Here is a 23,620-nt window from a genome sequence, read left to right as displayed (position 1 = left end):
AAATGAATAATCAAATTTCTATTCAAGATATGCAAAATACATTATTTGAGGGGGATTGTCTGGAAATTATGAAAAAATTTCCAGACAATTCCGTGGATATGGTTTTATGTGATCTACCTTATGGTACAACTCAGAATAAATGGGATAGCGTAATAGATCTCAATTTATTATGGAAAGAATATAACAGAATTGTTAAGCCTGATGGAGCTATTGTTTTAACTTCACAAGGTGTATTTACCGCTAAATTAATTTTATCTAATGAAAAGGATTTTAAATATAAAATTGTTTGGGAAAAATCAAAACCAACAAATTTCTTAAATGCTAAAAAACAACCTTTGCGAAAATATGAAGATGTTTGCGTATTTTATAAAAAACAGCCTACATATAATCCACAAATGAAGCAAGGCGAGCCATACAATAAAGGTATTAGAAAAGATCAGCTGACCGGTAGCTATGGAGATTTTAAACCACAATTAGTAAAAAGTGATGGAGAGCGATACCCTACCGATGTAATTTATTTTAAAACTGCTGAAAGTGAAGGGGAAGTTTTGCATCCAACACAGAAACCAGTTGAGTTAGGGCGTTATCTCATTAAAACATATACAAATGAAAACGATCTCATTTTAGATAATACATTCGGAAGTGGGAGTTTTTTAGTTTCCGCAGTATTAGAAAATAGACGTTTTTGCGGAATTGAACAAAATCAAAATGCTACATTATTTAAAGATAAGCACATTGACTATATTGATTTAGCTTTAAATAGATTGAATAAAGCTGGTGCAAATGTAAGGGTTGTAAGATGAGCAAGGCAAAATTAAATTACAATGAAAGAGCGTGGGCTATTGATGTGATTAGTCATATCAATTTATTTTGTTCTAAAAAGAACTTATTCGTTAAGAAAGCAGGTGGCGAGAGAACTTTAAAAGATCATAGCAAGAAAACCCTTTTTCCAGATGTTCTATTGTATGGTAACGAGGGGGTTGGTGAAGTTATTCAAGGCTGGGAGTTGAAAATGCCTGATACACCAATTACCGATATAGAGTTAATAGAAAATGCAAAGTTAAAAGCTAATAAACTCGGCTTAAACTCATTTCTTTTGTGGAACGCAAAAGAAGCAGTACTCTACATTAGGGAGAGAAATAGTTTTTCAATCAATAAAACTTGGATAGAATCAGACATTAAGAACAGAGAAGATGTGGAAACACATCAAAATAAATGGAAATATATACTTGAAGATATAATTACTTATATATCAAAGATAATTTCTGATTCAAGTTATAAGACAGTCGGACTATTAGAATTAAGCTCCAACTTATATGTGAATAGTTTAGAGAGCTTTAAGCAAGATTTATCTCTCAATTTTGAATCTAATGCTGTTAAAAACTTTGATTTTGATATAGAGATTACAGAGTGGTTTAATGAAAACAAAGCAAAAGGCGATAATAAGTATTCTGTATTAGCAGATTTTTCTATTCTTTCTTGGGTGAACAGGTTATTATTTTCTCACTATCTAAAAACATTTAATCAAAATGCCGAAATAATTAACAACCTAACTCCAGCTTCATCTGTCGATGATGTTATTGAAACATTTGAGAAAATTACAGAAAAATGTGATTTTATGAATGTGTTTCTATCTAATGTTGGAGATAAATACATTGGCAGTAAATTCTTATCATATTGGTTAGGATTGAATGAGTTATTAAAAGAGATTCGATTTGATAAGATAGATAGCGACTATTTGCACAATGTTATTGATTCTGCATTATTACATTCAAGGAAGAAAGTTGTTGGACAATTTTCTACTCCAATAAATTTAGCTTATTTCCTTACTAGTATAACGATCAAGAATCGCACAGCCAATATAATTGATACATGTTGTGGAAGCGGCACTATTCCAAAAGCAGTTTACCAAATCAAGCGAGAATGCAAAATTCCACCTAATGAAGCCTTAAATCAAGTGTGGGCTAGTGATAAATTTTCATATCCATTACAACTTTGCTCTATTGCATTATCGGACCCACAAGCATTAGGCAGTCTTGTTCAAGTGTTTCAGCAAGATGTTTTTGAATTACAACCGAATGCCAAAATTTCCTTTGTAGATCCATTTGTTGAGCAAGTTGTAACAAAAGAGTTACCAATTATGCACGCCGTTGTTTCTAACTTACCATTTGTAAGATTTGAAACGGCAGAAATTCCCAATAGTGATAAGCTAAATAATTTAGGGTTAAGTAAAAAATCAGATTTATACGCTTATATCATATTTCATCTTTCTAATTTGATTGAAGAAAATGGCAGAATAGGTGTTGTTATTTCAAATTCTTGGTTAGCAAATGAATGGGGAGAGCAGTTTAAGGAAAATTTATTAAAACATTTTAAAATTTTAAAAGTAATTTGCTCTTCAAAAGGAAAATGGTTTGGGAATGCAGATGTTGTTGCAACCCTATTAGTTTTGGAGAAAGACAATCAACATTCCGAATATGAAATAGATTTTATAACTACAAACACCTTAATCAAGGATTGGGATGAATCTGTATTGACCGAAATGGTTACAGCCACGCTAAGCTCTAAAATACAATCAGTTCACTTATCAAAGGCAACACATAAAGTTGAAAAAATAAGCAAGTTTCAAAAATTAGGTATTTCTTGGAATGCTCTGTTTAGCAATCTTGATTGGATTGACTTAGTTGCAGATAAGTTAACAAATGTTAGCAACTACATCAAAATAGCTCGTGGAGAACGTAGAGGTTGGGATAAAATGTTCTATCCCGAAAGTAAACATAAAATTGAATCCGACTATATTAAGCCTGTTGTAATGAGTTCAAAAGATTTGCCCGACTCTTTAATAGGAGAAGCAAAAAATGAAGCATTTTGCTGCTCAGAATCTATTGAAGTATTAAAATATAGGAATCATTTAGGTGCATTAGAATGGATTTCTAAATTTGAAAATGGCACAAATACAAATGGAAAACCGTTAGTCAAAATTTTAAGCCGAGCTAATCAATTTTGGTATGAAATGAAACCAAATGCTTTGGCTGATATGGTTATATCAATGAACCCTGATAAAAAGATATGCGTTTATCGACTAAAAGAACGTTCTTTTGTTAATCAACGATTGATTAGTTTATCTGTAAAAGATACGGAACAATTAAATATAATGCACGCTTTATTAAATAGTGCAATTTCATTGTTCTATATTGAGAGTATTGGTTTTGGTCGGGGTTTAGGTGCGTTGGACTTAAATTCAACAACAATGTCAAAAAAATTGATGATATTAGACCCTAATTTACTATCTAGCGAACAGATAACAGAAATTGTAGAGAAATTTCAATCTATTTTAAATAGAAGTACATTAGATCTCCCGAATGAGTTACAACAAGAAGATCGCATTGAGTTTGACAAAGCTGTATTAAGTGCATTTAACATTACACTAGACCCCAAAATCATCTATGATAGCTTGTTAAAGATCTACAACATCCGGCAATCGGTAAAGGACGATAAAAATAGATAATAAAAATCAAGGCGACACTTAGTCGCCTTTAAAAACTTAAAAATCAATCAAATCTTAGAACACAGCCTTTCAAAAATACAAAAATGACACATTAAAACCGCCAGCCTCACTGGTTATCTTGCCGATACATTCAAGTCTTATCTGTGCTTAGGCTAATTTGGCGACCGTCCAAGATTTGCAAGCCAACAGGCTCTTATGATAAGCAAAAAACCAAGCCCTAATTTGTCAAACTATAACCCAGCTTGGCTTTTGTCAATCATGCTCTTTATCAATCAGTACCGATTGGCTGGGCAGTGCGTGTTCCACCGAATACTGCTCAACCTGCCTTAATACATCAATCAGCAATTTGGTCTGTTTGGCATAAAAATCCCGAGCATCGGCGGCGGCAATATACGCTCGCATCTCAATCACATAGCAGTCTTGTCTAAGCTGGCGAATCCACACCTGATTCCATTCATCATTGGTCAGCTCATGTGCTGCCAAATATGCCTGCAATTCGGCAATCATTCGTTCGATTTCGGCCAAATCTGCCGTGCGTTTGATAAACAATTCATGCAAAAAATAAAACATATCCCTTGCGGTGAAATTTTCAATTTGCAACGACGAAAATTCACCATTTGGCACAGTAACCACCGTGCGATTGAGCGTGCGAATGCGTGTTGAGCGAATGCCAATATCAGTAACCACGCCTTCATAAGTGCCAAATTTGCAATAATCGCCCACATGCACAGGGCGATCTGCCACCACCACGACCGAGCCGATAAGGTTCTCGATGCTTTTTTGAGCACCAAAAGCAAGTGCCAAACCACCCACCCCCAGTGCTGCAATGCCTGTGGTCAAATCAAAACCCAAATTGCCAAAAATCAAAATCAGCACAAAAATCAACAAAAATACTTTAGCAACTTTGCGTAATAAATTCAGGATAGACACTTGCTCAGGTCTGGCTCGCTTGAGTGAATTCGCCTCCGCTCTACGAAATACTGCATCAAGCAATCGCAACATCAACCACGCCACCGCACCCCATGCAATCATGTCTTTGATGCGTCCAAATGAATTACGCAAGGTTAAAGGCACGCCAAGTTTTAGCATAACTTCGGGCAAAATCAACGCCACCACAACCAGCGACAGTGGCATAATGACACTTGGCGTTACCCGAAACGGCTTATGACTTATCGCGGTATAAGCCAGCTTACTAACCCAATACAATAGCCACACCAAAAGATTAATCACCGCATACAGTGCCACCACAAGCAGCAACAAAGCAGCAAGCTCAAGCCAATATTTACTCTCGGTATCGGTTTGTGCCGTGCTGAATTTCAACCGCTCAGACAGGGTTTGTGTGTGTTTGGTTGTGGTTGGTAGGTTTTGCAGCGTCTGTGCCGACACTTGCCAAAATGCCACGCCATTATCATCAACTCGTCGATTGAGCAAAATATCAAAACGCTCATTCATCAGCACAATCTCGCCCACTTTATCAATATCGCTAGGCAAATTGTCCGATAAATTACCCTCACTACTGTGATTGATTTGCAAATCAGGATATAACCTACCCCCTGCATCGAGAGCGACAATCAACCGCTCAACAATCTCACGATTGGGTGTCTTGCTACTGGCAAGATAGCGACCATCAAGATATTTCGTTGCCAACTCATCATCACCAGCGGCAATCGCTTTTAATAAGCCCTGCACCGTCCCTCTGGGCGTTTCTCGACCAAAACTATCAGGCTCTGCTTGTGGTTGAGCCGCTGTCTGCTTGTCTTGATTAAGCCATTTGGTGGTGTTTGCCTGCACTGGCACCATCAAAAACAGCCCAAGCACGCACAAAACACCCAAAGCATTACGCAAAAAAGTCAAAAAAAGCCTCACGATATCACATCTGCCAAAATCAACACCATTAAATCTGGCAATTATCAGCAGTTTGTTCTGCACACATTGCCAATTTTTATGATTTATTGTATAACCGAACACGCTGACAATCAACCAGCTACCCCCGTTGTCGTTGATTTTTCATGCATTGACATACAACCTGAAAAATTTTCAATATTATATTAAAAAATTTCATGATAAATTTATTTTAGTAAGTTTTATTCATGTTATAATAAAAATTTAGCTTACAAAAAGCAAAAAGACAGCAAGAATTATTGCAAAAATATCAAATCGCCATAACTTAGGGTAAATTATGTCCTCTATTACACTACGCCATGCCATTATTTTGGCACTAGCCCCAACCACAACTTTATCAACAGTGGCAATCGCCAATACCACAGCCACTACCAGCACTGTACCAACGGTCAATCTTGACCCTGTGGTGGTAACTGCGACACGCACACCAACCAAGGTAACCAACACCATCGCTCAGACCACTGTCATTGATGGCGAAGCACTGCAACGCTATCAAGGTCAGAATGCACTTGATATCATCAAGGCACAGTCAGGGTTTAGCTCATATTCAAGCGGTGGCACGGACAAGACCAGTAATTTTTATTTGCGTGGCTTTGATAGCAGTGGCATTTTGGTGCTGATTGACGGCATTCGCTATGGTAGCCTAACCACTGGTCAGTCTGCATTGGGTGCTTTAAGTGCCAGCCAGATTGGGCGTATTGAGATTTTACATGGTGCATCAGGTTCTAGTATCTACGGTGCCAGTGCGATGGGTGGGGTGATTCAGATATTCACCAAAAAAGGCATTGAAAACGGCTTGCACGCCTTTGCTACAGTTGGTGCTGGCTCGCATGACAAGCTCACCTATGGTGCTGGTGTCAGCTATGCCAATGACAACACCAACCTTAGTCTGACTGCCAGCCATACCGAAACTGACGGCATTAACGCCATTGCCAGCCCATACGCAGCAAGCCAGCGAGATACGGACGGCTTTGACCGCAATAGCATCAGTGCCAGCATCAGCCACAAAATCAATCAAGTGGAAGTTGGTGCTAGCCTATTGGCAAGCAAAGGCACGGTTGAATATGACAATACCTTCTCAACCGCAGAAAATATTTATGATAAGCAAAAAAATGGCTCTGCCAATGCTTATATTAATTATAACTATCACCCAAATGGTCAAATTCGCCTACAATATGGTGAATCCATCGACAAAAGCAGTAATTTTGCCAACACAAGAAACACAGGCATATTTGACAGTACTCAAAAACAAACCAACCTAAGCCTAGTACACGCATTGCCTGTTGGTAAGATACTGGTTGGCGGCGAGCATTTGCAACAAGATGTAGACTCCAGCACCAACTATTCGCAAACAAGCCGCCGCAACACTGGTGCTTATGTTGGTTATCAAGCCAACTACAACAACTTTGATGCCCAAGCCTTTGTTCGTTATGATGACAACTCTTGGTATGGCGACAAAACAACCTACAACGCAGGCTTGGCATATCGCCTAACACCAGCGGTGCGTGTTGGTGTCAATTATGCCACAGGCTTTAAAGCACCAAGTTTTAACCAACTGTACTGGCCTGGCAGTGGCAATCCAAATCTAAAACCTGAAAACAGCAAAAATACCGAAGCCTTTGTAGAGCTGGCAGGTGCCAATCACAAAACCAGACTGACAGGCTATTACAGCGATGTTACCGACTTAATCGGTGGCTGGCCTGCAAGAAACTTCAACGAAGTTGAGGTGATGGGTGCCAACCTAACCACCGATTGGGCATTTAATAATGGCTATATCGCAGGTCTAAGCTATGACTATCAAGAGGCTAACGATGTAACCCCAACAGCCACCAGTCCAAAAACCAAGAGCAATCTAACTGTTCGCCCAGAGCATAAGGGTACGGCATACATCGGCTATGTTGGCAATAACTTCAATCTGCGTGCCGAATATCAGCGTCTTGGCAGCTACTATATGCAAGCAAATCATGGTGCCAAAATCGAAGGTTATGGTTTATTAAACCTAAGTGGCACTTATGAACTGTCGCCAAATATCAGCATTACTCAGCGACTTAACAATGTATTAAACAAAAAATACATTACCAACGAAAGCTGGGGTGCTCGCTATAATGAGGACGGCATTAATTTCTACACTGCCATTACTTTAAAATACTAAGCCAATGCAATACAAGGCGGCTTGTCCCATCAAGCCGTCTTTTTTTGGCAAAATATCATTGGCTAATGAAAACTTCCAAAATGTTTGTTATAATAACAAATCCAATCAGCAAGAGATGTTGCAACCGTTTTCGGTGAGGCTTGCTTTTTCAAATGCGGTTATTTGAAAATAATCAACGACATCTGCGTTTTATTCGCCAATTTTAATTTATTCAATTTAAAGGAGTGGACGCAGTGTCTGCATTTACTGATTATAAAGTGGCTGATATCAGCCTTGCCGAATTTGGTCGCAAAGAGATAAAACTTGCCGAAACCGAGATGCCTGCTTTGATGGGTCTGCGTAAGCGTTATGCAGCCACCCAACCACTGGCTGGTGCCAAAATCGTCGGCTGTATCCACATGACCATTCAGACTGCGGTACTGATTGAGACCTTGGTGGCATTGGGTGCCGAAGTTCGTTGGACTTCTTGCAATATCTTCTCTACCCAAGACCACGCTGCCGCTGCCATTGCCGCTGCTGGCATTCCTGTGTTTGCATGGAAAGGCGAAACCGAAGAAGAATACGAATGGTGCCTAGAGCAACAAATTCACCAAGATGGCAAACTGTGGGACGCCAACCTTATCTTGGACGATGGGGGCGATTTGACCGCACTCATTCACAACAAATACCCACAAATGCTAGATTGCATTCATGGCATTAGCGAAGAGACCACCACAGGCGTGCATCGCTTGATTGATATGCTTGCCAAAGGTGAATTAAAAGTCCCTGCAATCAATGTCAATGACGCAGTTACCAAATCCAAAAACGACAACAAATACGGTTGCCGCCACTCGCTCAACGATGCCATTAAGCGTGGTACCGATATGTTGCTATCAGGTCGCCGTGCCTTGGTTGTCGGTTATGGCGATGTTGGTAAAGGCTCTGCTCAAAGCTTACGCCAAGAAGGCATGATTGTGCGTGTCAGTGAGATTGACCCAATCTGTGCCATGCAGGCGTGCATGGACGGCTATGAGTTGGTTTCACCGTTTGTTGATGGCGACCCTGCCAATGGCGTAAATACCACCTTACTACAAGATACCGACCTTATCGTTACCACAACGGGCAATTATCATGTGTGTAATGCCGATATGCTAAAAGCCCTAAAATCAACCGCTGTGGTCTGCAATATCGGACACTTTGATACCGAAATTGACACCCAATTTATGCGTGATAACTGGAAATGGGTCGAGGTCAAGCCACAAGTGCATCAAGTATATCGCTCAAATGATGACAGTGATTATCTGATTATCCTATCAGAAGGTCGCTTGGTGAATCTTGGCAACGCCACAGGCCACCCATCACGCATCATGGACGGCTCATTTGCCAACCAAGTGCTGGCACAGATTCATCTGTATCAAGAAAAATTTGCTGATTTGCCAGCAGCTACCAAAGCGGACAAGGTTTATGTCAAAGTCCTGCCAAAGAAACTGGACGAAGAAGTTGCCGCCGCCATGGTTGCAGGCTTTAACGGAGTTATTACCAAACTCACCCAAGAGCAAGCGGATTATCTGGGCGTGCCTGTGGACGGCCCTTTTAAGGCGGACGAATATAAATACTGATGACTTGATTTTACTTTTAATCATTGCTATGATAAAAGTGGTATTGTTTAATGCCACTTTTATTGTAAATTTATTAAGGAGATAATAATGTCCGATTTTAAAAACCAAATCACCCCCTTTAAATGGATAGAACACGAAGACAGCGTTTCGGTCATTATGAGCGACGTTGGCGATTATAAACAACACATCTTTGATAACCGTGCCGATGAAGACTTTGAAGGGAATGGCTATGATTGGCAATCGTTGGCAGTTGTGTTTTTGGACGAAAAAATGCCCCATTTGACGGATAAAATTCACTTTGATAGCGAAAGTAGTATGTTTTGCGTATGGGCAAATCACGCTGATACGAACGCTTTAAAAGAATTTATCATCGCTTTTAAAAATGCTCTTGATGATAATGAGCTAATTTTGGATTTATTTAGCCGTGCCGAACTGGACTAAAATTCAAGACTTAATTAGCTTATCGCTCAATGTCGGTTGTTTTATTATTTGTACGATATTATTATGGCAGGGCATTGGGCGTGATGTCATTATGGTGATTTATGCCTCATTCTTGGCTGTTTCTTTTGTTGGTCTTGGTCAAAAAGATAAAGGCAAATATATTTATGTGTGTTTATTATTAGAAGTGCTGATGTGGATAATGATTGGGGTGAGTTTTTTAATCACTAAATTTTAAATAAGGAGTGAAAGATGGCCATTGAACAAGCGATTTATGAAATTGTCAATGCCAGCTATCAAGAGCGGATACAGGCAATATCTGCCATTGCCGACAGCTTAAAGCAAATAGCACCCGAACCATCAAATAAACCCAAAAAAGCATTTGAATTAACGCCTTTTGATTTGGGAAATATTGATACGCCCACTCGTAACGAAATATACGAAGAAAGACACAAACAAATCTTAGGTATTGATGATGATAAATAAACCATTTGCCATTGATACCAATATTTTGGTTTATGCCTATAATCAAGGCTCGCCTTTTCATCAAAAGGCAGGGCAATTTTTATCGCAAAAAATGACCCAGTTTGACGAATTTGGTCAATTATCCATTTGCATCTGCCAACAAAGCTGTATTGAGTTTGTACACAGCATTACTTGGCACAGATTAGAAAGACCCCTAACACCCCAACAAGCCATTGATGTTATTGATTATTTACAAGACTGTGGATTAACAATCATTCACCCAAAAAATACACAAATTACCACTTTTGCTGACCTAATCAAAACACATTTTTCAAGAAATAAAATATTTGATACCGCCATTACAGCTACCCTAAAAGACAATGGCATCAACGGTATTTATACCGCCAACACCAGAGACTTTACCGATTATCCTTTTTTAACCGTTATTAACCCCTTAATTTAAATAGAGCTTTAAAATGACCCAATCACTTTTAAATCGTCTTAATGACATTGAAACCCTATTAAATTCTGTCAAATCAGAATTACAAAACCAAACCAAGCCAAACAACACAAACAACAAAGTCCCATTTTCTTTTGAGTTTTTTCCCACCAAAACGGACGAAGCCCAAGACAAACTTTTGACCACTTTTGACACACTAAACGCCCTAAATCCGCAGTATTTTAGCGTAACCTATGGGGCTGGTGGCTCAACACGCGAACGCACACTGGGTATTGTTGAGGCATTAAGCAAGCAATCTGACACACCCATTGCACCGCATATGTCTTGCATTGGCGACACCAAAGCCGAAATCGGTGAGTTACTTGATTTTTATAAATCACTTGGCGTAACCCGAGTCGTGGCATTGCGTGGCGATCTACCTAGCGGTCAAGTTGGCTATGGTGAGTTGCCTTATGCACTTGACTTGGTGAAATTTATTCGCCAGCACAGCGGTGAGCATTTTACCATCAAGGTAGCCGCCTATCCAGAAATGCACCCACAAGCACGCAACTTTGATGCCGACATTGATAACCTAGTTGCCAAGTATCACGCTGGTGCCAATGAAGCAATTACACAGTTTTTTTATAATGCTGACAGCTATTTGTTTTTGCGTGATAAATTGGCCAAAAAAGGTGTGCATCAAGATCAATTCCCCATCATTGCAGGCATCATGCCCATTACCAATGCCTCCAATATCATCCGTTTTGCTGATGGGTGTGGTGCAGATATTCCACGCTACATTCGCAAACAGTTGGCAGATTTTGGCGATGATCGCAAGGCAATTCGCCAATTTGGCTTTGAGGTGGTGCATACCCTGTGCCAAAGATTGATTCGTGAAGGTGTGCCTGCGTTGCATTTTTATAGCATGAACAGCACCGAACCAAACAAAGAGCTTGTCAAGGCTTTGGGTCTGACTTCATAATCAGCACATCAGTCCGTCAACATTATGCCACGATTTTTTATTAACAGTCCGCTAAGCCAACAGCACATCGGACAAACAATACAACTGCCTGATGAAATTTATCATCATTGGTGCAAGGTGTTGCGTGCCAAAGTTGGCGATGGTGCTATTTTGTTCGATGGTCGTGGCGGCGAATACCAAGCCACGCTAACTGCAATTGATAAAAAAACAGCCACTGTGGTGATTGGTGAATTCAACCCCATCAATCGCACACCTGCTTTTGCTGCCAGCATTGGATTGGTGATGAGTCGTGGCGAACGCATGGATTATGCCATTCAAAAGGCCACCGAAATGGGCGTACATCGCATTGAGCTACTGACCAGTGAGCGATGTCAGGCACACCTAAAGTACGAACGAGATTTAAAAAAACTAGACCATTGGCAAGCCGTTGCCATAGCTGCCTGTGAGCAATGTGGGCTAAATCTTGTTCCCCAAATCACCCCGCCAGTTGCACTTGACGAATGGGTAGTAGCTTGTCAAGCAGAGCTAAAACTTGTGCTGACATTAACCGATGGCAATCCAGACTTTAGCACACCCCCGCCTCATCACATCAGCTTGTTGATTGGTGCAGAAGGCGGTCTTAGCCCTGATGAAATCAGCCTTGCCATACAACATGGCTTTGTCCCTTGGACGCTTGGCGAGCGAATCCTGCGTACCGAGACCGCCCCTGTGGTCGCCCTAACCGCCTTACATATCTTGGCACAGCCAAAAAGCTAAGACTGCCCTGTTTGCGGTCAATTATTCACATCATACTTTGGGCAAATTTTCCTGCTCCATGCGTATTACGGGTAATTTTGGCATATTTGATAAATTTTACACTTATTAATAATTTTTACTTAACTCTATTCATCACCATAAATCTGCTGCCAAAGCGACAATACCTGTGCTGTTTTGGCAACATCATGCACACGCACAATGCTCGCCCCTGCCTGCACCGCCAAAAGCGACATCGCCGCACCAAGTGTATCTCTCTTACTTGGCTCGTGATTATGCCAAGCTTTTTGACCATTTTGTAAAATCTCGCCCAAAAACCGTTTACGAGAAACGCCGAACAGCATTGGTAAGCCAAAATGCCCGATGACTTTGTCCAGATTTTTTGTCAAAATACGATGCTCGGCAAAATTTTTGGCAAATCCCATGCCTACATCAATGATAATATTATCGCGACTAACGCCTGCTTTTATGGCAGTATTGACATGATTGCCAAGCTCAGCAATCACCTCATTTAACACATCATGATAGCTGGCAAGGCGATCCATCTCATCTGGCTCACCGCGGTGGTGCATCAGCACAACAGGCACATTCAGATTTGCTGCCACCGCCGCTGCCCCTTTGCGGGTCAAGGCTCGTACATCATTAATCATATCCGCCCCTGCCTCAATGCCTGCCTGCATCAGGCTTGGGTTGCTGGTATCCAAAGACAGCCACAGCCCATCACCGAACCTTTGGCGAATTGCCATCACCACAGGCAGCACACGAGCAATCTCAACATCACTGCTGACAGGCAGGGCATTTGGGCGAGTAGATTCGCCACCAATATCAACAATATGCACGCCCTGCTCAATCATATACTCAACCTGTCTTAGTGCGTCATCAAGGTTGGTATAACGCCCACCATCAGAAAATGAATCAGGCGTGATATTTAAAATACCCATAATCTTAGGTGTGGACAAATCAAGCGATTTGTGCCGAGAAATCAGCTGAAAATTTTTTGCTTGTGATGACATAACACGCCTTTTCACACAATCCATACAAGTTCATATTTGGCAAAAGCCACTGTTTATTGTAACATAGATTTGTATTTTTATCGCCCATGATGAAAAATCATCACAGAAAACACCAATAAAATGACAGCCCTACGCCCTGCCACTTGAAAATCACACACCCAACACAATTTATCAACAAGCAGCACAACAACTGGATAAATCTGTCCAAGTTTGGTAATATTTTGATAGTAATATTTTAAAAAGGAAGTATTTTGCAGTATTTTGAACGGCATGAAGGTGGTGAAAACGCCATCTTGGTACATTTGGACATTCATCAAATCAGCAACCCTGATGACTTGGAGGAGTTTCGCCTGCTGGTGCATTCGGCAGGTGCTAACGAGATTGAGACCATCACAGGTACTCGCAATAAGCCACACGCCAAATATTTTGTCGGTACTGGCAAAGCCGAAGAGATTGCCGATGCCGTCAAGTGTTTTCGTGAATCCAATCAAACCGATGATATCGTGGTAATTTTTAACCACACACTCACACCCAGTCAAGAACGCAATCTGGAAGCACTGGTCAAATGCCGCGTGCTGGATCGCACAGGGCTGATTTTGGATATTTTTGCACAACGAGCCAGAACCTATGAAGGCAAGCTACAGGTTGAACTGGCACAGCTTAACCATCTTGCCACACGACTGGTTCGTGGCTGGACGCATTTGGAACGACAAAAAGGCGGTATCGGCTTGCGAGGGCCGGGCGAAACACAACTAGAAACTGACCGCCGATTATTACAAATTCGCGTAACTCAGCTGAAGGCAAAATTGGATAAAGTTAAACAAACCCGTGCCCAAGGTCGTGCCAAACGCCAAAAATCCGAAATTCCCACCATTTCGCTGGTTGGCTATACCAATGCGGGCAAATCCACCCTGTTTAACCACTTAACTGATGACAACATTTATGCAGCCGACCAATTGTTTGCCACACTAGACCCCACCTTACGAAAAGTTGCTTGGTCGGGCGTTGGCAATGTGGTGCTGGCAGATACCGTTGGTTTTGTGCGTCATCTGCCACACGAGCTGGTTGAGAGTTTTCATGCCACTCTTGAAGAAACTTTGGAGGCGGATTTGCTGCTACATGTGGTTGATGCAGCAAGTGAGGATATGCACGCACAGATTGCAGCGGTCAATGATGTGCTGGCACAAATCAAGGCTGACGCACCGATTTTATTGGTATTTAATAAAATTGATAAAAGTGGCGAAACCCCTGCCTTATATTATCAAGAACCGCACAAACCACACCGTGTATATATCTCCGCTCAACAAAACTTGGGCATTGACAAACTTATCACAGCAGTGCAAGAATTGCTGTCTGGCACGGTAAATCATTACACGCTCACCCTGCCGCATCATGCAGGTGCTTTGCACAATACACTGCACAATCTTGGCGTTATCAGCCATCATAGTTACGATGAGCAAGGACGACAAGTGCTAGATGTGCAGCTATCTGCTAATAAAATAAAGCAACTGCTGGGACAATACGGATTATCTGCCACAGCTGTGCTACCTGCCGAGCAAGCAGCCAGCCTGCAACCTGTGCTTGAGCCATTTGAACAAATCAGCAGCGATATGCCAAAAATCACACCCCCAGAAGAGCTTGATCCTTTTTGTCAATAAACTGCAAAAACATCAAACCTGCCGTCATCGCAACAAAAAACAGACCTTTTATCGAAGGTCTGTTTTATTTATCATATCTTAATGCAACTTTTGTAATGCAGCGATACGATCGTCCAAACTTGGGTGTGAGCGGAATAAGTGAGCAATGCTAAAACTCTGCGACTGTCCTGACGAGATGGCAAAAGCCTTCATCGCCTCTGGCATGGTGTCTGGACGAGCCTCAGCAGGACGCAATGCATTTAAGGCACTAATCATCTTATCACGACCTGCCAGCTTGGCACCCATTTCATCAGCACGATACTCACGCAAACGAGAGAACCACATCACGATTGCCGATGCCAATATGCCAAGCAAAATATCCATCACGATACTGGTGACATAATATGCAACCCCGGGAGAATTGCTTTCGTTTTTAAAAACAACACGATCAACAAAATTGCCAATAACACGAGCAAAGAACATAACAAACGCATTGACCACGCCCTGAATCAAGGCAAGCGTTATCATATCACCATTGGCAACATGGCCAATCTCATGTGCCAGTACCGCCTCAACCTCATCAGGAGTCATCGTATGAATCAAGCCTGTAGAAACTGCAACCAAGGCGTTGTTTTTATTCCAGCCAGTTGCAAAGGCATTTGGCTGTGGATTATCAAAAATCCCAACCTCTGGCATACCGATGCCCACCGCTTTAGCTTGGCGAGCAACCATATCAACCAGCCACTGCTCCGTGCCATTTTTTGGCACATCAATCACCACCGTGCCTGTTGATTTTTTTGCCATCCATTTTGACAAAAACAATGAAATCATTGAACCAACCACACCCCAAACAAGGCACATCACCGCAAGGCTGGTGTAATTTAGTCCACCTGCACCAAACACACCGCTCAAGCCAAATACTCGTGATAGCACAGCAAAGACAATGCTAAACACAATCAAAACGGCTAAGTTGGTCAATAAAAACAAACCAATTCGCATCATACAGAAATTTTCCTTTTAGTTAAGCCATAGTTATATCATTTTACAAAAAATCAAACAGTTATATTATAAGGACAAAATAGCAAAATAAAAGCTAAAAACTTGAATCTTTTGACTATTTTATCCAATTTAAACAAAAAGCAAACAATGCCTTGACATTTTGGCACAATGATTATTAACAATAACAAAAGGCAACCTGATATTTTCAGATTGCCTATTTTATTTATTAAGATTTAATTACTTATTCAAGAAATAAATCTGTGCCGAACCTTCGCGACCAACGGTTGGATTAACAGGAGTTGCCTGATTAACTGGCTGTGCGTATGAGGTTGTCTGTGTGCTGACGGAAGCTGCAGGCGTTGCTGCAGCATTCATTGCCAAGACAGCACGATTGGCATCAAAGCCTTGGTATAGATTCGCATCAAGACGATAGATATTATTATAACGATCGTTTACCTTGACAACATAGTTGCGAGTCTCGCGAAATGGTGGGATACCGCCATGCTTACGGACATTACCCGGCCCTGCATTATAGGCAGCAATAACATGATCAGGATTGCTAAATTGACCCTGTAGATATGCCAAATATTTGGTGCCACCGTCAATATTTTGGGCAGGATCCCAAGCATTAGAAACGCCCATATAGCGTGCTGTTGCTGGCATCAACTGCATTAAGCCCATCGCACCAACTGGCGATCTGGCTCGTGGGTTGAATGCTGATTCAGTATGAATGATTGCCTTCACCAAGCCAGGATCAACACCATATCGTGCCGCTGCATCACGAATCAAATCATCATACATACTACGCTGTGAATATGCACCAGACTCATAAGCAGCATAGCTGCTGGCTGTTGCGGTATTTGCAGCGGTAGCAGAAAAATTCACCACAGGTTGCGTGGTGCTAAGCTGTGTGTATTTTTGTGAGCCTGCGGTATTTGCTTGCAGGCTGTTTAGCAATTTTTGCTCTACGGCGTTATTGCTGTTTGATAAAGTATAAACCGAAGCCACAGAAGTGCTTGCTGATGCTTGTGGTGCGATATATACCGAAACTGGATTTTGGGCAAATGCAGTACTGCTTAGCATACCAAATGTCGCTGCCACAAGAGCATGAATATGGAGGTTTGAAGTTTGCATATTGTCTTCATCACAAAAAAATTTCTGCGATTATATCATAAAAATGATAAATAGTACAGGCAAATCATCAAAGATGCAAAATGCTACATTACAGAAACATATTAACGCCAAAGTTTTTCTGACCTTACTGCTTTATCGCTCATCTTATTCGCGAATAATTTTGCGAAGTATTTATAAGACTTTTTTATGTATGGCAATTTATACATGGTCAGTTTTGGTATTTATCCGTGATAATTTGGTTTGTTATAGTACAATCAAAGTGCTGGATTTTAATTTAATCAACAAAAGAAAAACCGCTGTTGCAAATATACAATATGGTGAAAATACGCTTGTTGGCGGATACGGCGATACACTTTGTAATTATGGATTAATTTAACCACCACAACAACACAGGTGGCAACCACAACGCCGTCAATAGGCCATTGACCGCCAACCCAAATGCCGCATAACGCCCTGCTGCTGGGCTAATGCTCCAAGCCTCCACCGTACCAATGGCGTGTGCCACCAATCCCAATGCCAAGCCCTTTGCCCGATCATCATCAATGCGAGCAAACAGCACACGGCACAGCAAAGCACCCAAAATCCCCGAAACGATAATAATCAGATTGGCAAGCACCAGCGGTGCATCAATGATTTGTGCCACAGACAGTCCCACAGGTGTAGTAACAGAGCGAGTGGCAAATGCCAAGATGGTTTGCAAATTCAGCATAAAAACATAAGCCAAAGTCATTGGCAATAGCACTCCAGTGAGGCTGGCAAGCACGACGATTAGGCTTAATTTCTTGATTGGCAAATCCTGAAAACTCATGCCAGCCAATGGCACAGCCAACAAAACCGTACTATAGCCCAGCAAGCGATTAAATATCGGCTTACTGCTGGCATAATAAGTGGCATAATCCACCGAAAATACAAACAACAGCAACAAGGTCAGCACAATCGCAACAATAATCAATGGCACGCCTTGTATATGGCGGTTGATATACTTTAGCACATATTTGGCAGCAACATGGGCAATCAAAGTGATGATAAACGCCATTGCAACAGATACAGTATCAAGCATCATCGGCACGACCACCAGTATTTGATTCAACAGATAACCAGCTGGCAGCCAAGCGAGCAACCAACCACAAAGGCAACAGCGTGCTTAGGGCAATCACCATGGCAACCTTTGGCAAATCCGCACCCAAGCCAAATAATAAAATCCCAGCACCTGCCGATACTGGCAAAAAAGCAAAACCACTTTCGGCAAGCAATTTATTCGCCGAAACAGACAGCCACGCTGGCAACCCAACCGTCAATCGCACCACAATCAATAATGCAAACAGTCCAAGCAAGCCAACAATATTGGCAGCCGTTGGCATACCAAACCAAGTGCATAGCCATACAGATATTTCACGCACAGCCACCGCTACAGCAATCGTAGCCAGCATTGCCAGTGCGGTCTTTGTGCCACTTGGTTGCTTGATTGACATTTACCCCTCCTTTGCTTGGCATTTGCTGTCATTTTTATCAGAAATTTAACAAAATTGCCAGCAGTGATAGCTTATCATAATTCACTTGATATCAGCAATCGATTCATCACAAACAACCAAAATCCACTTCGGCAAAACACAGCCATGCCAAATCAACAAACCCATTATTTATTAATTAATATTTATAAATAATATTAGATTTTAAAAATTATTGCCACTTTTTAAATATAAATTCATCATAAATAATCGTCAGCTGCATATTGCTTGGGTGGATAATTAAATCCAGCAAATTAACGCACTTACCAAACCATGATACACCCTGCCCAAAGCCATCTTGAAAAAAACCACAAAAAGCACTATAATAAAAAGTTACATTGTGCATGAGCCACTTCACGCCCACCAAGAGATGAATGACATGAACGAAAATAATTTTATCGCTGATGATTACGATGAATCTTCATCGCAATTGGCTGCACTGATTCGCCTAGGCAAAGAGCAAGGTTATTTGACCTATGCTGAAGTCAATGACCAGCTGCCCGAATCTGTTACCGAAAGCGACCAAATCGAAGACATCATTCAGATGCTGACCGATGTGGGCATTCAGGTTTTTGAAGTTGCACCTGATGATGATGATATTTTGTTGTCCAATACAGGTAATGATGATGACATGGCTGCCGATGAAGCAGCGGCAGTATTGGCAAGCGTTGAGACTGAGCCTGGTCGCACCACCGACCCTGTGCGTATGTATATGCGTGAGATGGGAACGGTTGATCTTTTGACCAGAGATGGTGAGATTGGCATTGCCAAACGCATCGAAGAAGGCACGCGTGAAGTGCAGTACATCATGGCATATTGGCCGGGCACTGTAAAATTTGTCCTTGATGAATACCAGCAAGTGCTGGCAGGCGAAAAAAAGATTTCTGATATCGTATCGGGATTTTTGAGTGCCGATGATGGTGAATTTGACCTTGAGGCAGAGGCTGATTTTCCAAATCCACCAGAAGATCTGGATGAAGATGACGCAGATGAAAGCTCGCTAGATGCCGAAGAATCCAGCCTTGACCCCGAAGAGGTGCGTGTTCGTTTTGAGGAAATGCAAAAACTCTACGACAAAACACAAAAAGCACTCCAAAAACACGGTCGTGGCAGCAAACAGCTTAAAGCCGCCAATGATGAGCTTGCCAATCATTTTATGCTCATCAAACTCAACAATCGCCTATCAGACCAAGTCATGACCCTGATGCGAGAAGTTTATGAAGATGTTCGCAATAATGAACGGCGTATCATGAAACTGGTCATTCGCCGTGGCAAGATGCCCATCGAAGAATTCAAAAAAACCTTCCCGGCCAACGAAACCAATATTGAATGGCTGGCTCATCGCATTGCAGGTGGTGCTGCCTTTACCGAGACTTTGGCAAAAATCGAACCCGAAGTCATCGCTTTGCAACAAAAAATCCTTGCCCATGAGCATAATTTGCAAATGGATATTAAGGACATGAAAGCTGTGGCACGCCAAATGGCAATCGGTGAAGCCAAAGCACGCCGTGCCAAAAAAGACATGGTGGAGGCCAACTTGCGTTTGGTGATTTCGATTGCCAAAAAATACACCAATCGTGGTCTACAATTTCTTGATCTTATCCAAGAAGGCAATATTGGTCTGATGAAAGCGGTGGATAAGTTTGAATACCGCCGCGGTTACAAATTCTCCACCTATGCCACTTGGTGGATTCGCCAAGCCATCACTCGCTCAATTGCCGACCAAGCACGCACAATCCGCATTCCTGTGCATATGATTGAAACGATTAACAAAATCAACCGTGTCAGTCGCCAATTGCTGCAAGAAATGGGACGAGAGCCAACACCAGAAGAACTGGGCGAACGCTTGGATATGGACGAGGCAAAAGTTCGTAAAGTGCTAAAAATCGCCAAAGAACCAATCTCAATGGAGACGCCAATTGGTGATGATGAAGATAGCCATCTGGGTGATTTTATTGAGGATAATACCATCTCAAGCCCTGTAGAAAATGCCACAGCCGAAGGCTTGAGAGAGGCAACGCGTGAAGTGCTAAACAACCTAACCGAACGAGAGGCAAAAGTGCTAAAAATGCGTTTTGGTATTGATATGCCAAGCGATCATACCCTAGAAGAGGTTGGTAAGCAGTTTGATGTTACTCGTGAACGCATTCGCCAAATTGAGGCTAAGGCTCTGCGTAAACTACGCCACCCTTCTCGCTCTGAGCATTTGCGTTCATTCCTTGAAAATGACTAATTACTGTCGGTTTATTGAGCTTGCCAATCGCTATGATTGGCAAGTTTTTTATGCAAAAACTATTTTTCACCGATTTTATTAATAAAAACAGTTAGTATATTAAAAATTTAACAGTTTGCCACCGCAGCCCATAAAAATCACCGCAAACTTTGTGATGGTGTTGATAAATTCAGCCCACTGACAAACAAAGCAATCACGCCTACCATTGGTTTATATAACAAAAACCCCAGCTTTGACTGGGGCTTTGGGATCATTTGGGAAGTTTTGGTGGATTGGCAGGTTTTGGCAATGGATTGATAGCAACCTCGTCATCTTCGGCATCATCGACTGATTTGGGCGGATTGTCCAATTCATCGTTATGATACGCCTCAATTGCTTCACGAATATCCTCTGGCTGATTGTCCGCCTTTTCTGCCTCTTCTTTTTCTTTGGGCTTGCGACCCAGTCGGCGAACGATAGAATCTGAGAAAAAGCGAGTTTCTTTGGCAGGACTTGCCTCCTCAAAAATCATCTCACCAAAGCTGTTAATCTTGGCATATTTGACCGTTTGTTTGCGTGGCCAAAAGAAATCCAGAGGGCGAGCAAAAAAATGTCCCACAACCATGCTGTATAGGCGTTTCCATTCCATGAATTTCACCTCTTTGGAACGCAGTGCCACCATCAAAGCAAGAGAGAAACTCACCATCAAGTTTACAAAACCAATCAACAGCACGCCAATAAAAGACAGAGTAATAACCTGCCAAGTTAAATGTTCAGGTGATAGATAATACAGCCCATGCACAAAGTTCGCCGAAGCAAAGGCAATGTGGCGAATATCAAGCGGTAATCCCAGCATATAACCGACCGTTGCCGTACTGCCCAAGAAGCAACCAAAGATAAAATTACCCATGATTGCACCCAAATTTGCCTCAACAAAACCGCCCAATTTGTCCAGCCATCGCTTGGGCATCAAGCGAATCAAGAGCCAATGTCGCCGAATACGCTCGCCAATCTTATTATACGCTGCCAAATTGTCATAATAACCCGCAATCAACCCAGAGACGAACAAAAACACCCCAGCAATTGCCGCATGAGGCAAGGCTAATGAACGAATCGGGTCAAGTTCATGCAGTAATTTTGCCGCCTGAGCACCATCAATCATTGGCATGGGCTGAAAATACGACCACGCCATGGCAATCAGCAGTGCCACAGGCATGGCAACGGAGATATTACCCAAAATTGCTACAAACTGTGTTCGTAAAATATCAACAATTAGTTCAGATAACTTGGTTAGCTGCTGAGTTTTTTTGCCAGAGGATTCTGAAATGGTAGAGGCAATCGCTGCCGCTGTCATTGCTGGCTGCTTGGTTGCCACCGTACCACGAGCAATATGAATGAAAACAAAGCCCAAGCCATAAATCATGCTATTGACAAACGCCCTGCCAATCGGTGCCAATGCCAAATGATAAGCCAAGGTTTTCAGCGTAGCCATAAAGCCAATAAACAAACCGCCGATTGCTGCCTTTTGGTACATTTTGCGATAGCCCGTACTGTCAGTACTGATATAATGCTCACCGACACGACTGGCATTTTCGGTAACTTTTCGCGACAAAAGCCGAGTATTGGACTCGATTAACGAACCAAAACTATAGCGAGTTTTGGCGGTTTGTACCACCTCCACGGTCAAATCCACCACCGCCTGATCTCGCTTATGCTCTGCATCAGAAACCAGCTCAACCAATGTACGCATACGCTGCAAGCTCTGCTCCAACCGAGCCAGCATATTGGTCAGGCGAATTGATATCCCTGTTTTATAAACTCGCTTGCGTAAAGTATCAACAATATCTTCACACTGCTCAACCATCACCATCAAAGGAGCAGGGTCAATGTCATTTTCGGGCATGACATCCGTCATCAAATCCAGCTCATGTGCTTGACGGTATTGATTGACAAACAAAATCGCCTCTTGGTTTTGAGCAACAAAAGCTGCCGAATAATTCAACAGTTCAGGATAAAAATTCATCAGCTCAGGGTGCAAACCAATACCACTGATACGATACGAAAGCACAACAATGGCGTTTAAAATGCTGTTTTTGGCCTGTGCCACGAGGCTTAAATCTTTTTCGTCAGGACGAATCAATTGCACCAGCTCGTCCCAACGCTCCTCGCTGATGGACTCAACCCACCGCCAATCACTGCGTTTATCAAACAAATAATTGGCAAGCTCCACCACCGAATCTTCTTCTGGCAATAATGGCAAAAACCGATGGCTAATCAGCCTTGACACACTGCTAGAAAAACTCTGATCCGAAGCAATGCCCGTATCGGTATACAGCGTAATTTGGCGATATTTGTTAATCAAGCGTAAAATAAACGCCGCCAAACCTGCACCATATTCAGGATTGGTACGCAAAATTTCGATCAGTTCATCAATCTTGGCATCTGCCGATTCGTTATTGCCATCAGCAACTCGCAAAGCATCAATCAGACGCTTTAGCGACTCGGGCTCAGGCAATTCCTGCAGCATCGTAATGCGTTGTAATATCTGCTCAAGATCTGAAGTGTCAGTCAGCACAATCAAACTCCACTTAGCACAAAAGGCAATCTACACCCACACAATCAGCACCGTGTGTTTTCTTGGGTGAATTTATGATAAATATAAAATACGCCACTGTATCACACTTGGCGGTATTTGCCAAATTTCAATGGTGAATTTATGATAAAAATTGTATCAAAATCTTGTTATTTTTTAATATTTTACTGATAATTTTTAATTTATAAAAAACAATTTATCAAATCAATCACTCATGGCATTTCTTACAGAATGTTCAATTTAAAATATCAAAGCAACCAGTAAATAATAAGTTGTCTTAAATAAAT

The 23,620-nt window shown here is 41.8% G+C and carries 19 protein-coding genes; 12 read left to right on the top strand and 7 right to left on the bottom strand.

Annotation, left to right across the window (positions count from 1 at the left end; genetic code table 11):
* Nucleotides 1-2: 2 nt before the first annotated feature.
* Together BW928_RS05420 and BW928_RS05415 are read left to right on the top strand one after the other, a co-directional pair.
* Nucleotides 3-803: a DNA-methyltransferase gene (locus tag BW928_RS05420; protein WP_076555225.1), complete on the top strand. Its 801-nt coding sequence runs from the start codon at nt 3-5 to the stop codon at nt 801-803.
* On the top strand, nt 800-3,508 hold the full coding sequence (locus BW928_RS05415) for an N-6 DNA methylase (protein ID WP_076555224.1): 2,709 nt from the start codon (nt 800-802) through the stop codon (nt 3,506-3,508). The genes BW928_RS05420 and BW928_RS05415 overlap by 4 nt, the downstream gene beginning before the upstream one ends.
* Nucleotides 3,509-3,760: 252 nt before the next feature.
* Here BW928_RS05415 and BW928_RS05410 read toward each other — a convergent pair whose 3' ends face one another.
* Complete coding sequence (locus BW928_RS05410) at nt 3,761-5,374, bottom strand: mechanosensitive ion channel family protein (RefSeq protein ID WP_227516554.1); 1,614 nt, start codon at nt 5,372-5,374, stop codon at nt 3,761-3,763.
* Between the two features lie 313 nt (nt 5,375-5,687).
* Here BW928_RS05410 and BW928_RS05405 point away from each other — a divergent pair, with 313 nt between their 5' ends.
* The 8 genes from BW928_RS05405 (at nt 5,688) to BW928_RS05375 (ending at nt 12,240) form a co-directional block, all read left to right on the top strand.
* The gene (locus BW928_RS05405) at nt 5,688-7,562 is read left to right on the top strand and encodes a TonB-dependent receptor domain-containing protein (RefSeq protein ID WP_078310101.1); all 1,875 of its coding nucleotides are present in this window, start codon (nt 5,688-5,690) and stop codon (nt 7,560-7,562) included.
* Nucleotides 7,563-7,786: 224 nt separating this feature from the next.
* On the top strand, nt 7,787-9,160 hold the full coding sequence (gene ahcY / locus BW928_RS05400) for an adenosylhomocysteinase (protein ID WP_143821482.1): 1,374 nt from the start codon (nt 7,787-7,789) through the stop codon (nt 9,158-9,160).
* Nucleotides 9,161-9,247: 87 nt separating this feature from the next.
* Entirely contained in the window at nt 9,248-9,601 is a 354-nt protein-coding gene (locus tag BW928_RS05395) for an Imm51 family immunity protein (protein WP_197718965.1), read from the top strand.
* Complete coding sequence (locus BW928_RS11435) at nt 9,585-9,836, top strand: hypothetical protein (RefSeq protein ID WP_126330957.1); 252 nt, start codon at nt 9,585-9,587, stop codon at nt 9,834-9,836. The genes BW928_RS05395 and BW928_RS11435 overlap by 17 nt, the downstream gene beginning before the upstream one ends.
* 14 nt (nt 9,837-9,850) lie before the next feature.
* Nucleotides 9,851-10,084: a hypothetical protein gene (locus BW928_RS05390; protein WP_076555221.1), complete on the top strand. Its 234-nt coding sequence runs from the start codon at nt 9,851-9,853 to the stop codon at nt 10,082-10,084.
* On the top strand, nt 10,074-10,526 hold the full coding sequence (locus BW928_RS05385) for a type II toxin-antitoxin system VapC family toxin (RefSeq protein ID WP_076555220.1): 453 nt from the start codon (nt 10,074-10,076) through the stop codon (nt 10,524-10,526). The genes BW928_RS05390 and BW928_RS05385 overlap by 11 nt, the downstream gene beginning before the upstream one ends.
* 13 nt (nt 10,527-10,539) lie before the next feature.
* Nucleotides 10,540-11,484, top strand: a complete 945-nt coding sequence (gene metF, locus BW928_RS05380) for a methylenetetrahydrofolate reductase [NAD(P)H] (RefSeq protein ID WP_076555219.1) — start codon at nt 10,540-10,542, stop codon at nt 11,482-11,484.
* 24 nt (nt 11,485-11,508) lie between these two features.
* Nucleotides 11,509-12,240 (top strand): 16S rRNA (uracil(1498)-N(3))-methyltransferase, encoded by a 732-nt coding sequence (locus BW928_RS05375; protein WP_076555218.1) that lies wholly within the window; start codon nt 11,509-11,511, stop codon nt 12,238-12,240.
* Between the two features lie 125 nt (nt 12,241-12,365).
* Here BW928_RS05375 and folP read toward each other — a convergent pair whose 3' ends face one another.
* Entirely contained in the window at nt 12,366-13,250 is an 885-nt protein-coding gene (gene folP / locus BW928_RS05370) for a dihydropteroate synthase (RefSeq protein WP_076555217.1), read from the bottom strand.
* A gap of 251 nt (nt 13,251-13,501) precedes the next feature.
* Here folP and hflX point away from each other — a divergent pair, with 251 nt between their 5' ends.
* Nucleotides 13,502-14,908 (top strand): ribosome rescue GTPase HflX, encoded by a 1,407-nt coding sequence (hflX, locus tag BW928_RS05365; RefSeq protein WP_076555216.1) that lies wholly within the window; start codon nt 13,502-13,504, stop codon nt 14,906-14,908.
* 78 nt (nt 14,909-14,986) lie between these two features.
* On the opposite strand, the gene htpX is transcribed toward hflX, so the two are convergent.
* The 4 genes from htpX to BW928_RS05340 all read right to left on the bottom strand — a co-directional run bounded on the left by htpX (nt 14,987) and on the right by BW928_RS05340 (nt 18,492).
* The gene (htpX, locus tag BW928_RS05360) at nt 14,987-15,889 is read right to left on the bottom strand and encodes a protease HtpX (protein WP_076555215.1); all 903 of its coding nucleotides are present in this window, start codon (nt 15,887-15,889) and stop codon (nt 14,987-14,989) included.
* Nucleotides 15,890-16,123: 234 nt separating this feature from the next.
* Nucleotides 16,124-17,020 carry a lytic transglycosylase domain-containing protein gene (locus tag BW928_RS12165; RefSeq protein ID WP_076555214.1) on the bottom strand — a complete coding sequence of 299 codons (897 nt, stop codon included), beginning with the start codon at nt 17,018-17,020 and terminating at the stop codon, nt 16,124-16,126.
* A gap of 367 nt (nt 17,021-17,387) precedes the next feature.
* Nucleotides 17,388-18,080, bottom strand: a complete 693-nt coding sequence (locus tag BW928_RS05345; RefSeq protein WP_076555212.1) for an LrgB family protein — start codon at nt 18,078-18,080, stop codon at nt 17,388-17,390.
* Nucleotides 18,073-18,492, bottom strand: coding sequence for a CidA/LrgA family protein (locus tag BW928_RS05340; protein WP_076555211.1), 420 nt, complete (start codon nt 18,490-18,492; stop codon nt 18,073-18,075). The genes BW928_RS05345 and BW928_RS05340 overlap by 8 nt, the downstream gene beginning before the upstream one ends.
* Nucleotides 18,493-18,907: 415 nt before the next feature.
* Here BW928_RS05340 and rpoD point away from each other — a divergent pair, with 415 nt between their 5' ends.
* Nucleotides 18,908-20,761, top strand: a complete 1,854-nt coding sequence (gene rpoD, locus BW928_RS05335; RefSeq protein WP_076555210.1) for an RNA polymerase sigma factor RpoD — start codon at nt 18,908-18,910, stop codon at nt 20,759-20,761.
* A gap of 250 nt (nt 20,762-21,011) precedes the next feature.
* Here the strand turns inward: rpoD and BW928_RS05330 are convergent, their stop codons facing one another.
* Entirely contained in the window at nt 21,012-23,267 is a 2,256-nt protein-coding gene (locus tag BW928_RS05330) for a site-specific recombinase (RefSeq protein ID WP_227516557.1), read from the bottom strand.
* Between the last annotated feature and the right edge of the window lie 353 nt (nt 23,268-23,620).

This window comes from Moraxella cuniculi DSM 21768 (assembly GCF_900156515.1).
Taxonomy (GTDB): Bacteria; Pseudomonadota; Gammaproteobacteria; order Pseudomonadales; family Moraxellaceae; genus Moraxella; species Moraxella cuniculi.
Note: the sequence above shows the minus strand (reverse complement) of the source record. Positions and strands in the feature narration are given on the sequence as shown.

Bases quoted from the DNA above. Each gene is read 5' to 3' on its own strand.
- BW928_RS05420 (WP_076555225.1), top strand. From the start codon at position 3: ATGAATAATCAAATTTCTATTCAAGATATGCAAAATACATTATTTGAG.
- BW928_RS05415 (WP_076555224.1), top strand. From the start codon at position 800: ATGAGCAAGGCAAAATTAAATTACAATGAAAGAGCGTGGGCTATTGAT.
- BW928_RS05405 (WP_078310101.1), top strand. From the start codon at position 5,688: ATGTCCTCTATTACACTACGCCATGCCATTATTTTGGCACTAGCCCCA.
- BW928_RS05395 (WP_197718965.1), top strand. From the start codon at position 9,248: ATGTCCGATTTTAAAAACCAAATCACCCCCTTTAAATGGATAGAACAC.
- BW928_RS05390 (WP_076555221.1), top strand. From the start codon at position 9,851: ATGGCCATTGAACAAGCGATTTATGAAATTGTCAATGCCAGCTATCAA.
- BW928_RS05385 (WP_076555220.1), top strand. From the start codon at position 10,074: ATGATAAATAAACCATTTGCCATTGATACCAATATTTTGGTTTATGCC.
- metF (WP_076555219.1), top strand. From the start codon at position 10,540: ATGACCCAATCACTTTTAAATCGTCTTAATGACATTGAAACCCTATTA.
- BW928_RS05375 (WP_076555218.1), top strand. From the start codon at position 11,509: ATGCCACGATTTTTTATTAACAGTCCGCTAAGCCAACAGCACATCGGA.
- folP (WP_076555217.1), bottom strand. From the start codon at position 13,250: ATGTCATCACAAGCAAAAAATTTTCAGCTGATTTCTCGGCACAAATCG.
- htpX (WP_076555215.1), bottom strand. From the start codon at position 15,889: ATGATGCGAATTGGTTTGTTTTTATTGACCAACTTAGCCGTTTTGATT.
- BW928_RS12165 (WP_076555214.1), bottom strand. From the start codon at position 17,020: ATGCAAACTTCAAACCTCCATATTCATGCTCTTGTGGCAGCGACATTT.
- BW928_RS05345 (WP_076555212.1), bottom strand. From the start codon at position 18,080: ATGCTTGATACTGTATCTGTTGCAATGGCGTTTATCATCACTTTGATT.
- BW928_RS05340 (WP_076555211.1), bottom strand. From the start codon at position 18,492: ATGTCAATCAAGCAACCAAGTGGCACAAAGACCGCACTGGCAATGCTG.
- rpoD (WP_076555210.1), top strand. From the start codon at position 18,908: ATGAACGAAAATAATTTTATCGCTGATGATTACGATGAATCTTCATCG.
- BW928_RS05330 (WP_227516557.1), bottom strand. From the start codon at position 23,267: ATGCTGCAGGAATTGCCTGAGCCCGAGTCGCTAAAGCGTCTGATTGAT.